17 protein-coding genes are annotated in these 13,392 nt (G+C 65.4%); 10 read left to right on the top strand and 7 right to left on the bottom strand.

Translation table 11 applies throughout. The annotated features are described in order from the left end of the window. Positions 1-21: 21 nt before the first annotated feature. From QYL91_RS12490 to QYL91_RS12510, 5 genes are all read left to right on the top strand, one after another. The gene (locus tag QYL91_RS12490) at positions 22-969 is read left to right on the top strand and encodes a 1,4-dihydroxy-2-naphthoate polyprenyltransferase (RefSeq protein WP_369685599.1); all 948 of its coding nucleotides are present in this window, start codon (positions 22-24) and stop codon (positions 967-969) included. After that, on the top strand, positions 969-2,000 hold the full coding sequence (gene menC, locus QYL91_RS12495) for an o-succinylbenzoate synthase (protein WP_302080829.1): 1,032 nt from the start codon (positions 969-971) through the stop codon (positions 1,998-2,000). The genes QYL91_RS12490 and menC overlap by 1 nt, the downstream gene beginning before the upstream one ends. A gap of 1 nt (position 2,001) precedes the next feature. Continuing rightward, positions 2,002-3,507, top strand: a complete 1,506-nt coding sequence (gene menE, locus QYL91_RS12500) for an o-succinylbenzoate--CoA ligase (protein WP_302080830.1) — start codon at positions 2,002-2,004, stop codon at positions 3,505-3,507. Positions 3,508-3,570: 63 nt separating this feature from the next. After that, on the top strand, positions 3,571-4,311 hold the full coding sequence (locus QYL91_RS12505) for an NRDE family protein (protein ID WP_302080831.1): 741 nt from the start codon (positions 3,571-3,573) through the stop codon (positions 4,309-4,311). A gap of 51 nt (positions 4,312-4,362) precedes the next feature. Further along, positions 4,363-4,713 (top strand): helix-turn-helix transcriptional regulator, encoded by a 351-nt coding sequence (locus tag QYL91_RS12510; protein WP_302080832.1) that lies wholly within the window; start codon positions 4,363-4,365, stop codon positions 4,711-4,713. Positions 4,714-4,858: 145 nt separating this feature from the next. Here QYL91_RS12510 and QYL91_RS12515 read toward each other — a convergent pair whose 3' ends face one another. The 3 genes from QYL91_RS12515 to QYL91_RS12525 form a co-directional block, all read right to left on the bottom strand. Next, the gene (locus QYL91_RS12515; RefSeq protein WP_302080833.1) at positions 4,859-5,242 is read right to left on the bottom strand and encodes a hypothetical protein; all 384 of its coding nucleotides are present in this window, start codon (positions 5,240-5,242) and stop codon (positions 4,859-4,861) included. 40 nt (positions 5,243-5,282) lie between these two features. Continuing rightward, a complete protein-coding gene (locus QYL91_RS12520; protein WP_302080834.1) occupies positions 5,283-6,047 on the bottom strand; it encodes a DUF2797 domain-containing protein in 765 nt (254 codons plus the stop codon). Between the two features lie 95 nt (positions 6,048-6,142). After that, complete coding sequence (locus tag QYL91_RS12525) at positions 6,143-7,069, bottom strand: NAD-dependent epimerase/dehydratase family protein (protein ID WP_302080835.1); 927 nt, start codon at positions 7,067-7,069, stop codon at positions 6,143-6,145. A gap of 99 nt (positions 7,070-7,168) precedes the next feature. Here QYL91_RS12525 and QYL91_RS12530 point away from each other — a divergent pair, with 99 nt between their 5' ends. Further along, the gene (locus QYL91_RS12530) at positions 7,169-7,840 is read left to right on the top strand and encodes a 2,5-diamino-6-(ribosylamino)-4(3H)-pyrimidinone 5'-phosphate reductase (protein WP_302080836.1); all 672 of its coding nucleotides are present in this window, start codon (positions 7,169-7,171) and stop codon (positions 7,838-7,840) included. Here the strand turns inward: QYL91_RS12530 and QYL91_RS12535 are convergent. After that, complete coding sequence (locus tag QYL91_RS12535; RefSeq protein WP_302080837.1) at positions 7,837-8,124, bottom strand: DUF7545 family protein; 288 nt, start codon at positions 8,122-8,124, stop codon at positions 7,837-7,839. The two genes, QYL91_RS12530 and QYL91_RS12535, sit on opposite strands and share 4 nt — an antisense overlap. A gap of 65 nt (positions 8,125-8,189) precedes the next feature. Continuing rightward, a complete protein-coding gene (locus tag QYL91_RS12540) occupies positions 8,190-9,242 on the bottom strand; it encodes an NAD(P)/FAD-dependent oxidoreductase (RefSeq protein WP_302080838.1) in 1,053 nt (350 codons plus the stop codon). A gap of 115 nt (positions 9,243-9,357) precedes the next feature. Here QYL91_RS12540 and QYL91_RS12545 point away from each other — a divergent pair, with 115 nt between their 5' ends. The 3 genes from QYL91_RS12545 to QYL91_RS12555 all read left to right on the top strand — a co-directional run bounded on the left by QYL91_RS12545 (position 9,358) and on the right by QYL91_RS12555 (position 11,038). After that, positions 9,358-9,639 (top strand): DUF357 domain-containing protein, encoded by a 282-nt coding sequence (locus tag QYL91_RS12545; protein ID WP_302080839.1) that lies wholly within the window; start codon positions 9,358-9,360, stop codon positions 9,637-9,639. Positions 9,640-9,814: 175 nt separating this feature from the next. Beyond that, positions 9,815-10,786, top strand: a complete 972-nt coding sequence (locus tag QYL91_RS12550; protein WP_302080840.1) for a transcription initiation factor IIB — start codon at positions 9,815-9,817, stop codon at positions 10,784-10,786. 72 nt (positions 10,787-10,858) lie between these two features. Continuing rightward, positions 10,859-11,038 carry a DUF7836 family putative zinc-binding protein gene (locus tag QYL91_RS12555; protein WP_302080841.1) on the top strand — a complete coding sequence of 60 codons (180 nt, stop codon included), beginning with the start codon at positions 10,859-10,861 and terminating at the stop codon, positions 11,036-11,038. Here QYL91_RS12555 and QYL91_RS12560 read toward each other — a convergent pair. Continuing rightward, positions 11,035-11,439 (bottom strand): translation initiation factor IF-2 subunit beta, encoded by a 405-nt coding sequence (locus QYL91_RS12560; RefSeq protein ID WP_302080842.1) that lies wholly within the window; start codon positions 11,437-11,439, stop codon positions 11,035-11,037. The genes QYL91_RS12555 and QYL91_RS12560 overlap by 4 nt on opposite strands. 58 nt (positions 11,440-11,497) lie before the next feature. Continuing rightward, positions 11,498-12,067 (bottom strand): acyltransferase, encoded by a 570-nt coding sequence (locus QYL91_RS12565; RefSeq protein ID WP_302080843.1) that lies wholly within the window; start codon positions 12,065-12,067, stop codon positions 11,498-11,500. Positions 12,068-12,168: 101 nt separating this feature from the next. On the opposite strand from QYL91_RS12565, the gene QYL91_RS12570 reads away from it, so the two are divergent. Beyond that, positions 12,169-13,383, top strand: a complete 1,215-nt coding sequence (locus QYL91_RS12570; RefSeq protein ID WP_302080844.1) for an MFS transporter — start codon at positions 12,169-12,171, stop codon at positions 13,381-13,383. Positions 13,384-13,392 lie beyond the last annotated feature (9 nt).

Consider the following 13,392-nt stretch of genomic DNA (forward strand, 5'->3'; position numbering starts at 1 on the left):
TCCCGCACGTACGGAATCACAATGACGACAGCCGACGTTTCGCGGACGCAAGCGTGGCTGATGGCGGCCCGGCCACAGACACTTCCGGCGGGTGCCGCGCCGGTGATTCTGGGTGCCGCCGTCGCCGTCTACGCGGGCGTGTTCGCACCGCTGCCGGCGCTGGCCGCGCTGGTCGGCGCACTGCTCATCCAGGTCGGCACGAACTTCGCCAACGACTACTACGACGCCGTCAACGGCGCCGACACCGACGAACGCGAAGGGTTCACTCGCGTGACCGCCGGCGGCCTCATCGAACCCCGGAAAGTCAAGTACGCGATGGCCGCCACCTACGGCCTCGCCGTCGTCGTCGGCCTCTATCTGGTCTACATCGGCGGCGTTCCGATTCTCGTCGTCGGCCTCACCAGTATCGTCGCCGGCCTCCTCTACACCGGCGGTCCGTATCCATACGGCTACTACGGACTGGGTGATTTCTTCGTCTTCCTGTATTTCGGCGTGGTTGCCGTCACCGGAACCTACTACGTGCAAGCGGTGACCCAGGCGGCCGGGGCGTTCCCGACGACGATTCCCGCTGGGACGGTCCCGCTCGACGTCGTCGTCGTCAGCCTCGCCGCAGCCGGCCCCTCGACCGCAATCCTAGTCGTGAACAACATCCGAGACATGGAGACCGACCGCAAGTCCGGCAAGCAGACGCTCGCCGTGAAACTCGGCTATCGGTGGAGCCGCGTCGAGTTCGTCGCGATGGTCGCACTCGCGTACGTCGTGCCGCCGGTGCTTATCGCGGTGTTTGGCTACCCGATTACGGTCCTCCTGCCGCTGCTCTCATTGCCGCTTGCGGCCGGGCTGACACGAACGGTGTTGACCCGGACAGACGGCGAGGCGCTCAATCCCGCGCTGGAACGGACCGGGCAGTTGCTCGCCGTCTACTCGCTGTTGCTTGCGGTCGGACTCGTCGTCTCGGGGGTGACGTGATGCTCGAACTCGAAGCGTTCTCAGTAGAGCTGACCTCGCCGCTGGAGACGGCAGCAGGGACTATCGACCACCGCGAAGGATTTCTGGTCACCGTCGAGTACGATGGTCGACAGGGTGTCGGTGAGGCCACTCCGCTGCCGGGATGGACCGAATCACGGTCCGAATGCCGGACCGCCCTCTCCCGCGCCGCCGAGATAGCCGAGGAACTCGACTGGGGAATCGCACTCGCGAAAACCGACCAGCCAGCCGCGCGCCACGGACTCGCGCTCGCACTCGCGGACGCGCGCGCGCGAGCCGTCGAGGAGCCGCTCTATCGCTACTTTGGCGACGACCGGTTCGTTCCGTCGGTCCCCGTCAACGCGACCATCGGCGACAAGCCATCCGCCGAGACCGTCGAATCGGCCGCCGCCGCAGTCGACGAGGGGTTCGACTGCCTGAAAATCAAGGTCGGCGCTCGCTCCGTCGACGAAGATGTCGAGCGCCTGCAAGCGGTCCGCGAGCGAGTCGGCGACGGCGTCGAACTCCGCGCGGACGCGAACGGCGCGTGGTCCGTCGAGCAGGCCGACCACGCCTTCGACGCCCTGGCAGACGTCGGTGTCAGCTACGTCGAACAGCCACTTCCCGCGGCGAATCTGGAAGGGCACGCGCGACTCCGCGGTGGGGCTGTCGATGTGGCACTCGACGAATCGCTGACCGAGTACGCCGTCGCCGAGATTCTGGCGGCGTCCGCGACGGACGTACTCGTCGTCAAACCGATGGTCGTGGGTGGCCCCGACAGGGCACGGGAGATTGCACTGACCGCCCGCGAAGCCGGTGTCGACCCCGTCGTGTCAACGACCGTCGACGCTGTCGTCGGGCGAACCGGCGCGGTCCATCTGGCAGCGAGTCTCCCCGACGTGCGTGCGTCCGGACTGGCGACGGCGTCGTTGCTCGCCGACGACCTCTCGGCGGACCCGGCGCCGGTGACCGACGGCGCAATCGAAGTGCCACAGGGCAAGGGTCTTGGGCTACCGGACCGACCGACCGAGTAGAATGGGCGAGCCTATCGAATGGCCCACGAGCGACGTGTTGTCCCACCGCACAGCGGCGACGCCCGACCGGACCGGAGTCGTCGACGTCGCGACGGACCGCGAGTGGACATACCGGGAGTTCGATTCCGTCGTCTCCGGCCTCGCCGCCCGACTGGAGCGGCTGGTCGAGATGGACTCGGACTCCCAGCGCCGCGTCGGATTGCTCGCCTCGACGCGCCCTGAGATTTTCTCGACACTCTTTGCCTGCTGGCGACTCGGCTACACCGTCGTGCCGCTGGACACACAACTGACCAGCAACGAACTCGCGACGCGACTCGACCGCATAGACCCGGCACTGCTCGTCTGTGAAGGCGGGACCGAAGAGACTGCACTCACGACAGCAACCTGTCCCGTGGTCTCGCTGGACACGCCAGCCGACGAGCGCGTCGAGTCACTCCAGCCGAGGAAACCAAACGGCGGCGAGCCCGAGGAAATCGCCCGCTGGCACCGCGGGGACACCGCCGTCGTCATGTTCACGTCGGGGACGACCGGCCAGCCCAAGGGCGTGAGACTGACGCTTGGCAATCTGGTCGCCAGCGCCACCGGGTCGGCATTCCGACTGGGCGTGTCGCGGGGAGACCGCTGGCTCGACTGTCTCCCGGCCTACCATATGGGCGGGCTGGCGCCGGCAGTCAGGTGCTCGCTGTACGGCACCACGCTCGTCGTCCAGCAGACCTTCGAGGCCGACCGCGTGGCCGACACTCTGGCCTCCTACGGCGTGACCGTCGTCTCGCTGGTCCCGACCCAGTTGAAGCGACTGCTCGACAACGACTGGACGCCGGCTGAGCCACTCGAGACGGTGTTGCTCGGTGGCGCACCAGCCAGTACCGACCTGCTCGACCGCGCACTCGAGGCCGGCGTGCCGGTGTACCCGACCTACGGCATGACCGAGACGGCATCGCAGGTGACGACGGCGACGCCGGCCGACGCGGCGGCGTACCCCGGAACGGTCGGCCAGCCGCTCGTAACGACGACAGTTACCGTCGTCGCTGGGGATGGCACACGGGTCGAGGCCGGTGAGACCGGTGAACTCGTCGTCGACGGACCGACGGTCACGCCGGGGTATCTCGACGACGCCACGACCGAGCGGGCCTTCGGCGAGTTCGGTCTCCACACCGGTGACGTGGGTTACCGCGACGAGGACGGCCGGCTGTGGGTGCTCGGGCGGGCCGACGACACCATCATCACCGGCGGGGAGAACGTCCACCCGAGCGAAGTCGAGTCGGTCCTCTGTGACCATCCGGCCGTCACCGACGCCGCCGTCGTCGGTCTCGCCGACGAAGAGTGGGGCGAACGCATCGGTGCGCTGGTCGTTGCCGACGAGGTCACAACTACCGACATCGAGTCGTTCGCACGCGAGCGGCTGGCAGATTACAAGGTCCCCAAGACGCTCTCACTCACGTCGGCGCTCCCGCGGACCGCCTCAGGCACTGTCGACCGCGACTCCGTCCGCACGCGACTGGAGTGAAATCGGCCGCACGCACCCGGTCGGACCCGACGGCTTTTGGTCGCGGCTGTGCTACGCTTTCGCGTGTGCACTATCACTTTCGCCTGGCAGGCCTTCGAAGACGCGCCCGTGGTGGTGGCCGCAAACCGCGACGAGCAGGACGACCGTCCGTCGGAGCCGCCAGCCCGTCGTGACTGGGAACGCCCCGTGGTCGCCCCACGCGACAGCGAGGCGGGCGGAACGTGGATCGGCTACAACGACGCCGGCGTCCTCGTGGCGATAACGAACCGCTGGCTGGAGGAATCTATCGCCGGTGACCGCTCCCGAGGACTGCTCGTTCGGGATGCCCTGAACCACGACAGCGCGGAGGACGCAGTCCGATTCGTCGAACGGGAACTGGACAGGCGCTCGTATCAGGGGTTCAATCTGGTCGTCGCGGACGCAAGCGCCGCCCTGCTCGTCGAGTGGGACGGTCGCCGCCGCATCAGCAACTTCGACCCCGGCGTCCACGTCGTCGTCAACGTCGGCGCCGACGGTAACTACGTCATCCCCGGCCACCGAACGGAGGTCAGTGAACAGCAGGCGGCAAACGCCGACGCCGTCCGGACAGCACTCAAGCCCGAACCGGGCGAGGACAGCCAAGCGTGGCTCGACCGGGCCGCGACGGTCATCTCGGACCACGAGTACGGCGTCTGCGTCCACGGTGACGGCTTTGGAACGCGCTCGTCGTCGCTCGTTCGCCTCTGCGAGTCGGAGACCACCTACGAATTCGCGGACGGCCCGCCCTGTGAGACGTCCTTCCGGCCGGTCGAGGCCAGGCTCTAGCCCGAATGTCCGACAGTCACTTTTAAACGGCCGACGAACTGTGTACAGTATATGAGCGCGACACCCAGAGAAGAGGGACTCTCGGAGGACGAGCTTCGGGGGCTGGAACTCGTCCGCGAGACCGGTGGTATCCACCAGAGCAACTTCTGGAAAGAGCTTGACGTCTCCTCGCGGAAGGGAAGTCGAATCGTCGACTCGCTGAGCGAGAAAGACCTCATCGAACGGGAGAAGACGGTCTTCGAGGGACACAACACCTACTACCTGACGCCAGCGGCCCAGGACCTCGACTTCTCGCTCCTGATGGCCGGCGACCAGCTCTCGCCGTTTGTCGGCGACGAAGAGATAGACGCCCACAGCGACGCCTTCTCGCAGTGGGTGATGAACCTCGCCTACGAAGAGTAACGGGCGTCTCGCCGGAAGTACCGTCGGTTACAACGTATTCTCGTCGCAGATTGTGGCTCTTCGATAGGGCGAGGTCAAGATAGCGCGCAGTCGACCGAGTTCTCTCACCCGGTCGATACGAGAAGAATACAGCAGAGACTGCGTCTCAGTCTTCGAGCGCGTCGGCAATCCGGTCGAGGGACCGTCGCATGTCGTGGACCTCGTCACGGAGTTTTCGCATCTCACGGGTGAGTTCTTCGTTGCCGCTGTCGCTTTCGCCACGGTCGCCCGGACCGCCAGGGCCGCCACCCATGCCGCCGGGGCCACCGCCCATCATACCGCCCATCATCTGTGCGAAGGGGTTGCCGCCACCCATGCCGCCGCCACCGCCCATCATCTCCTCGGGCGGACCACGCTGGCCCTCGCCTTCTTCGCCTTCCTCGGCGCGCTGCTGGCGAATCTCTTCGACGCGCTCGCGGAAGGACTTCTCTTCGCTGTCTCCGGATTCTGACTCGGCTCCTGGTTCGCTTTCGTCGGGTTCGTCTGCCATACCCTGCCTTCTGTCCGCCGCCAGAAAAGGGTTGTCGTCGCTACCGAAACGCGCCCAGACTCGACTGGAGTTGCCGGTCTGTTCCGCCGGGTTCGACCTCGTAGCCGACGAGGTCGCGCATGTCCACGGCGTAGGTGCTCCCGTTCGTTTCGAGGACGAGCAGGCGCCCCTGTGTCCCCCTGACACTGCCGGTCGCGAGCGTCTCGGCGACCGGTCGCTCGCTCAGCGCCAGCCCGTAATCGAACGAGTAGGTCGAAACCGGGGTGAAATCTGCGAGCAGGGCCTCCCAGGCGTCCTCGTCGACGCGCTGGTGGAGACCGCGACGCTTCGCCGCGACGCGAACCCGGTCGCCAACGTCGGTTGCGATGTCGGCCTCGATTTGACGCGCAACGCGGCCGTCCGCGACCGTCCGGAGGTGGGCGGCGCGGTCTGCACCCTGTTCACGGAGGCGCGTCTCGAGGCGCCACGAGCGCGTGACGCCGACTTTGAATGTCGCCGGCGCAAAGGCCGCGAGATACACCGCGTGTTCTTCGGTACACGAGGGCAGCGGCAGGTCACACTCGCCGGTACACCGCGCGCAGGCCCACCGGCTCGTATGCTGGTCGCAATACGGCGCCTGCTCGCGTTCACAGGGCGTGTGCATCGCCTCGTCGATGGTTCCGGCACAGTGGCGCTCGAGGAGCGTAAAGGAGAGTTCTGTGCCCGCTGTGAGTGTCTCCCGCTGGAGGGCACCGTCGCGTGCGACCAACAGGGCCGCGTCGTCGTCATCACCCCCTACCGTTGTCTCGTAGCCGACGATTTGCACGCGTGGCTGTTCGGGAACAGTCGTGATATGCCCTCCGCTCAGCGTCGGGGACCACAATCCGGCCGGCCGCGCTCGCCGAGACTGGAAGATGTCAGTTACAGTTCGTCGAGGAGTTCTCGCGTTGCCTGCCGAATCGCGTCGTCGCTCGACTGTGCTGGTTCCCACCCCAGTGCCGACAGTTTCTCGACGGAGAGGCGCATCCGCGGCACGTCGCCGGTCCAGCCCCGCTCGCCGCCGGTGTGTTCGTAGGCCGGGGACAGGTCCATCTCGTCGGCGACGATGTCGGCAATCGTGTCGACGGACGTGGTGGTCCGGGTGCCGAGGTTGTAGACGTTCAGGTCGTCGGTGGCGTGTTCGACGATGTGGGCCATCGCGTCGACACACTCCTCGATGTGCATGTAGGACTTCTCCTGGCGGCCGTCGCCGAGGATGACGAGTTTGTCGGGGTTCTCGCGGAGTTTCTCGACGAAATCCGGCACGACCGCACCTCGTAGCCGCGGGCCGACGATGTTGGCGAAGCGAAACACCCACGCCTGCAGGTCGTGGCTGTGGGCGTACGTCGAGATGAGACTCTCCTCTGCGAGTTTCCCGGCGCCGTACTCGCTGATTGGCTCTTTGGGAGCGTAGTCCTCCGGGGTCGGCCGGGGCGCTTCGCCGTAGACGACCGACGAGGAGGTGTACGCGAGTCGGGAGACGCCGACGGCGGCCATCTGTTCGAGGACGTTGTGCGTCATCCGGAGGTTGTCCTCGAACTGCTGTCGCGGGTGGTCGCTGTCGACTGCTTTGGCGGCGGCGAAATGAAAGACGGCGTCGACATCCGCCGTTATCGTCTCCGCGACGACGTCGGGGTCAGTCAGATCACCGCGAACGAACTCGGCGCCGTCGGGGACCCACGCTTCGTTGCCGTTCGAGCAGTCGTCGACGACGAGCACATCGTTTGCGGCAAGCAGAGATTCGGTGAGGTGTGACCCGACGAAGCCAGCACCGCCAGTGACCACCAGTCGTTTGCCGGTCAGGTTCATGCCGGGGCGTCACTCGGCAGGAAAATGGGTGTTCCGATGTGGGAATCGGGGCGATGGCGGACCGAAAACAGTTTGCCGGGTGTCGTGATACGTTCTCCCATGCGAGTCGTCGTCAACGCAGCGATGAGTGCCGACGGGAAACTCTCGACGAGAGAGCGCGAGCAAGTGGAGATTAGCGGCCCGGAGGATTTCGAGCGGGTGGACCGACTGCGCGCCGACAGTGACGCCGTGATGGTCGGCGTGGGGACGGTCGTCGCGGACGACCCCTCTTTGACGGTCGACGACCCCGACCTCCGGGCGGCCAGAGAGGAGCGTGGCGAATCGGCAAATCCCGCCCGCGTGGTCGCCGACTCACGCATTCGGACACCGCCGAGTTCGGAGGTGCTCGACGAGCGGGCCGACAGCTATCTGCTCGTCACCGAGGCCGCGCCGGCCGATTTCGTCGCACAGATGGAAGAAAGCGGAGCGACGGTCGTCGTCGCCGGCGAGGAGCGGGTCGACCTCGAAGCCGCCTTCGAGCGGCTCGAGTCGGAGGGCATCGACCAGTTGATGGTCGAAGGTGGCGGGGAGCTCATCTTCTCGCTGTTCGAGTCGGGGCTGGTCGACGAACTGTCGGTGTTCGTCGGGCCGACGATACTCGGCGGGCGCGAGTCGCCGACGCTGGCCGATGGTGATGGCTTCGTCGATGGGTTCCCGGAACTGACGCTGGAGACGGTCCAGCGACTGGACGGTGGGGTGCTCTTGCAGTACGAGGTGGGGCAGAACAGTTAGTGGGAGTGGCCGGTCACTTCACCGTAGCTCTGTCCGAAGCGGTCTTCGAACAGGTCCATCGCCAGTTCCTCTGCCTCCTCGAGTTCGGCGTCGGCGTCACCGTGACTGTGGTGGACGAGCGCGTGAGCCTGCTGTGCGATACCGAGCATCGCCAGGTCACCGACCACGGTGGTCGTGTCCTCGTCTGCCTCGCCGAGCATCTCGACGATTGCACGGGGTACTTCGATTGCGTCGCTACCGTCGTCATCGGTTTCCAGACGGACCGTGACTGTCTCACTAGCCATGCCCCACGTTCGGCAGCCCAGTGTAAAGGGTCTGTGGGTCCGGACTCTGACCGTCGGCCGAGCGGTTAGTCGTCGGACTCGGCGACTGTCGTCTCGGCGGTCGCAGCCTCCGTCGCTGGCTGTTCTTCCAGGTACTCGTCGGCATCGAGTGCGGCCTTCGAGCCCATGCCCGCAGCAGTGACAGCCTGCTGGTAGTGGTGGTCGACGACGTCTCCGGCGCCGAAGATTCCCTCCACGGCCGTCTTGGTCTGTCCGCCGCCCTCTCCGCCCTTGGTCCGCAAGTAGCCGGCGTCGTCCATCTCGACGCCCGTTCCTTCGAGGTAGTCGGTGTTGGGCGTGTGGCCGATGGCGTAGAACACTGCGCCGACGTCGAAGTCGAACGTCTCCGTGTCCGGGTCGTCGAGGTTGTCCTTGGGATGGCCCGCCTCGTTTCGGGCGAGCGTCACGTGGTCGACGCCGTCTTCGGGCGAGCCGTGAATCTCCAGTAGCTCGGTGTTTCGCATAATCTCGATGTCGCCTTCGTCGACTTTCTCCTCGACGCGGTCTATCCAGTAGTCCTCGGCGCGGAACTCCTCACGACGGTGGGCGATGTAGACGGTGTCGGCGAATTTCGTGAGGAAGTTTGCTTCCTCCATGGCAGCGTCGCCACCACCGACGACGAGCATGTCCTCGTCGCGGAAGAACGCGCCGTCACAGGTGGCACACGTCGAGAGGCCGTAGCCCATCAGTTCGTCTTCGCCGGGCACGCCGAGCGTGCGTGCGCTGGCCCCCGACGCGGCGATAAAGGCGTCGGTAGTGTACACGTCGCCATTCGAGAGTTCCACGCGGAACGGTGGCCCGTCGCCGTCGATGTGCTCGACGATACCGTGGTCGATGTCGGCTCCGAACTGGGTGGCCTGTTCTTTCATCTGCTGGACGAGTTCGGGGCCGCCGATGCCGTCGGGAAAGCCCGGGTAGTTCGCCACGTCAGTCGTCAGCGTGAGCTGGCCACCGGGTTCGTCCCCTTCGAGTACCAGCGGGTCGTTGTTCGACCGACCGGCATAGATTGCTGCTGTGAGTCCTGCGATGCCGGTTCCGGCGATGATGAGCTGCCGATGTTCGACTGCGTCGTCTGTCATAGACGTTGCTTGGGCAGGCCGCACTTTGTAGGTTGCGCTATATTGTGTGGTTCGCGAACAACCGTTCCGGGCGTCGTGGCCGAACGTTGATGCCGGTCGGAGCGAAAGGGCGGACATGGCCGACATCGAGGAGAAGACCGAACGATACGAGCGACTGCTTGCAGAGGCACTGGAGGCGGCAACGATTGCCCCACCGGAAGGGACGCCGATGGCCGAGGCGGCTGGGGAGTGCGAGGAGATGGCTCGGTCGTATCTGGAGGACGGTCGCCACTTCACGACAGAAGACGACCTGGTGAACGCGCTTGCCTCGTTCTCGTACGGGCACGCGTGGCTGGATGCGGGCGCACGAATCGGTCTCTTCGACGTGCCCAGCGACGGACACCTCTTTACGGTCTGACGGTACCGTCTCACATTCGCGACGGGTACAGGAACTGAAAATCGCTACAGGGGATGGTACCAAGTATCACTGCCGGCGAAAGGTTTATATGTTTTTCGCACTAACTAACAGTTAACAGAGTGCCACGCGAGGAACTTCAATATTTTTCCCTCGGCAACTCAGAACTCCCCCAATCATGAGCGAATCACCAATCCGAACCACGGAACAGACACGAGAGAGCGACCAGACAACAGAGACAGAGACGGAATCAGTAGACACCTGCCCAGAGTGTGGCGGGAAAATCGTCTCCGACGCGGAGCACGGCGAGACGGTCTGCAACGAGTGTGGACTCGTCATCGACGAGGACGAGATAGACCCCGGGCCGGAGTGGCGCGCGTTCAACCCCGGCGAGCGCGACCAGAAGAGCCGGGTCGGCGCGCCGACGACGAACATGATGCACGACAAGGGCCTCTCGACGAACATCGGCTGGCAGAACAAAGACGCCTACGGCAACTCGCTGTCCTCCAGCCAGCGCGAGAAGATGCAGCGGCTCCGGACCTGGAACGAGCGGTTCCGCACCCGAAACAGCAAAGAGCGCAACCTCAAGCAGGCACTCGGTGAAATTGACCGGATGGCATCCGCGCTCGGGCTCCCCAAGAGTGTCCGCGAGACGGCAAGCGTCATCTACCGCCGCGCGCTCGAAGAGGACCTCCTTCCCGGCCGCTCTATCGAAGGTGTGGCGACGAGTGCACTGTACGCCGCTGCCCGACAGGCCGGCAACCCCCGCTCGCTCGACGAGATGTCGCGTGTCTCCCGCGTCGACCGGATGGAACTGACCCGAACCTACCGGTACATCATCCGGGAACTGAGCCTGGAAGTCCAGCCTGCAGACCCCAAAAGCTACGTCCCCCGGTTCATCTCGGACCTCGGCCTCTCCGACGAGTCCGAACGGCGCGCCCGCCAGCTCCTCGATGCGGCAAGCGAAACCGGCGCTGTCTCCGGGAAATCCCCGGTCGGACTGGCCGCCGCGTCGGTGTACGCCGCCGCGCTTTTGACCAACGAGAAGGTCACTCAGAGCGAGGTCTCGGAGGTCGCGGACATCTCCGAAGTCACCATCCGGAACCGCTACAAGGAACTCCTCGACGCAGACCAGGGCGTCCCAGCCTGACCGAAGGGTCGTCAATCTATCAGCAAAACGACGCAAACCTTTTTCCCCGACGTCTGTGTGTGAACCACACGCATGACTGAAGCGTACGTTCGATTACTCTGCCCCGAATGCAAGAAAGACTGGGAAGACTCACCAGGTGAGCTTCCAGCAGCGAACAGGACCTTCCACTGTCCGAACTGTCACGCGAGTCGCCCGATGTCCGAGTTTACGCGGACCGAACACGACCTGAACACGCTGAAACAACTCAACTAGCCGCTGGTCGCCGAGCGTGCGCCACAGGCTTCACACCGGAGGATGACCGCTCCCTGTTCCTTGTCGAGGCGTGTGTCCGGCAGCCCACACTCCGAGCAGAGGACGAACTCGTCGGCGTATTCGTCGATTGCCTCGCCGATACGGTCGGCGTCGAAACTCCCCGTCAGCCGAGCGCGACCGCTCTCGTCGATATGGCCGCTCGTCCCGAGTTCGTTCTGCAGGAATTTCATCACGTGGTCGTCCTCGCGGCCGAGGTCAGAACACACCGTCTGGAAGTTCTCGAAGACGCTGACGTTGCCCTCCTGACGGACCTCCGGGTCGGTCACGTCGAACCGCTCGGAGTCACCCTGGATGTCGGGCGTCTCTTCGAGTCCACGGTCGAGCATCTCGTCGTAGTCCATACTGATACCTGGCACTGGGCAGATTAAAATGCCACGGGATTCCCGACAGTCGAGACGCTCAGTCGACGCGTTCGGCGGGGACGCCGGCGACTGTCGCACCCGGTGGCACGTCATCGGCGACGAGTGAGTTTGCCGCGACGCGGGCGTTCTCGCCGACTTGGACCCCCGGCAGGATGACCGCTTCTGCTCCGATCATCGCACCCTCGCCGATGACGACTTCACCGGTGCGGTACTCGTCGCGCAGAAATTCGTGACAGAGAAGCGTGGCGTCGTAGCCGACGATTGCGTCGTCGTCTATCCGGACGAGTTCCGGCCAGAACACGTCCGGTGTCGCCGACAGCGCCAGCGAGACGCCGCTCCCGACGTCGGCCCCCAGCCGCCGGAGCAGCCACGTCTTGACGCGGAGTATCGGCGAGAACTTGATGAGTTGGACGACGAGGAAGTTGACGACAATCCGGAGTGGGTGTTTGGCGTCGGTCCAGTGCCAAAGCGAGTTTTTCGGCCCCGGCGTGGCTGTCGCCGTGAGCCGCTCGTGGCGGCTGTTCTGCGACCCGACCGCGCCGCTGTCGTCGGGACTACCAGTCTCACGGGACGACTCGTCGCGTCCGCCGGGCGTCACATCACTCACACTCCCGCATTCGGTACGAGGGCTATTGAAATGCGCGCCCCGACAGGGTGACATGCCCGACGGCCGACAGTATTAGGAGCCATGGCGACGACGCACCCGTGATGGCAGCCGATTCAGGCAGATGGCGGATGCTCGTCCTCGTCGGCGTCGCCGAACTGTTCGCGATGACACTGTGGTTTAGTGCCTCCGCGGTGGGCCCCGAACTGGCCGCCCTCTGGTCGCTCTCGGATGCGGAGACGGCCTGGCTGACCAACGCCGTACAACTCGGCTTCGTCGTCGGTGCGTTGCTCTCTGCAACGCTTACCATCGCCGACACCATCCGCCCCCGGTATCTCTTTGCTGGCTCTGCCTTCGCCGGGGCGGGCGCGACGGCACTCATCGCCGGCGTCGTCGACGGTGGCTTTTCCGCTATCGTGCTTCGCTTTCTCACCGGCGTCACGCTCGCTGGCGTCTACCCCACAGGAATGAAGATGATGGCCGGCTGGTTCCGCGAGGGTCGCGGCCTCGCTATCGGCGTTCTCGTAGGCGCGCTCACCGTCGGCTCCGCTGCCCCCCACCTGTTGCGCGCCGTCGGTGGCATCGGGCGACCGCGCGTCGTCCTGTTTGGCGCGGCCGGTATCGCCGCTGTCGGCGGCGTCCTCGCTCTTGGCTACCGCGAAGGACCGTACCAGCCCGGCACGGCACCCTTCGACCCCGGTGCGATTCGACGCATCGTCAGCGACCGCGGCGTGGTCCTCGCCAACACCGGTTACTTCGGCCACATGTGGGAGCTGTACGCCGTCTGGACGTGGATACCGGTGTACCTGCTCGCGAGCCTCGAAGCCGGCGGCGTGGCGAATCCGGAAGTGACGGCCGCCCTGCTCGCCTTTGGCACCATCGCCATCGGCGGCGTCGGCGCGTGGCTCGCCGGCTCCGCTGCCGACCGGTGGGGCCGGTCGCTGGTCACCAGCGTCTCGATGGTCGTCTCCGGGACTGCCTGTCTGCTCGCCGGTGTCGTGTATGGCTCGTCGCTGCTGGTGCTCGTCCCGTTCGTTCTCGTCTGGGGCTTTTTCATCGTGGCCGACTCCGCGCAGTTCTCGGCGGCCGTCTCGGAACTGGCTGAAGACAGTTACGTCGGGTCGGCGCTGACGCTGCAGACAGCAATCGGCTTTCTCATCACCATCGGCTCGATTCAGTTGATTCCGCTCGTCCAGAACGTTGTCGGCTGGCAGTGGGCGTTTGCGCCCCTGGTCGTCGGGCCGCTCGTCGGGACGGCAGCGATGCTGGCGCTCAGACGACTCCCGGAATCTGCACAGTTGGCCGGCGGTAAAGGATAGAACTACGGA

It is taken from the genome of Salinibaculum rarum (assembly GCF_030505615.1).
GTDB classification, from domain to species: domain Archaea; phylum Halobacteriota; class Halobacteria; order Halobacteriales; family Haloarculaceae; genus Salinibaculum; species Salinibaculum rarum.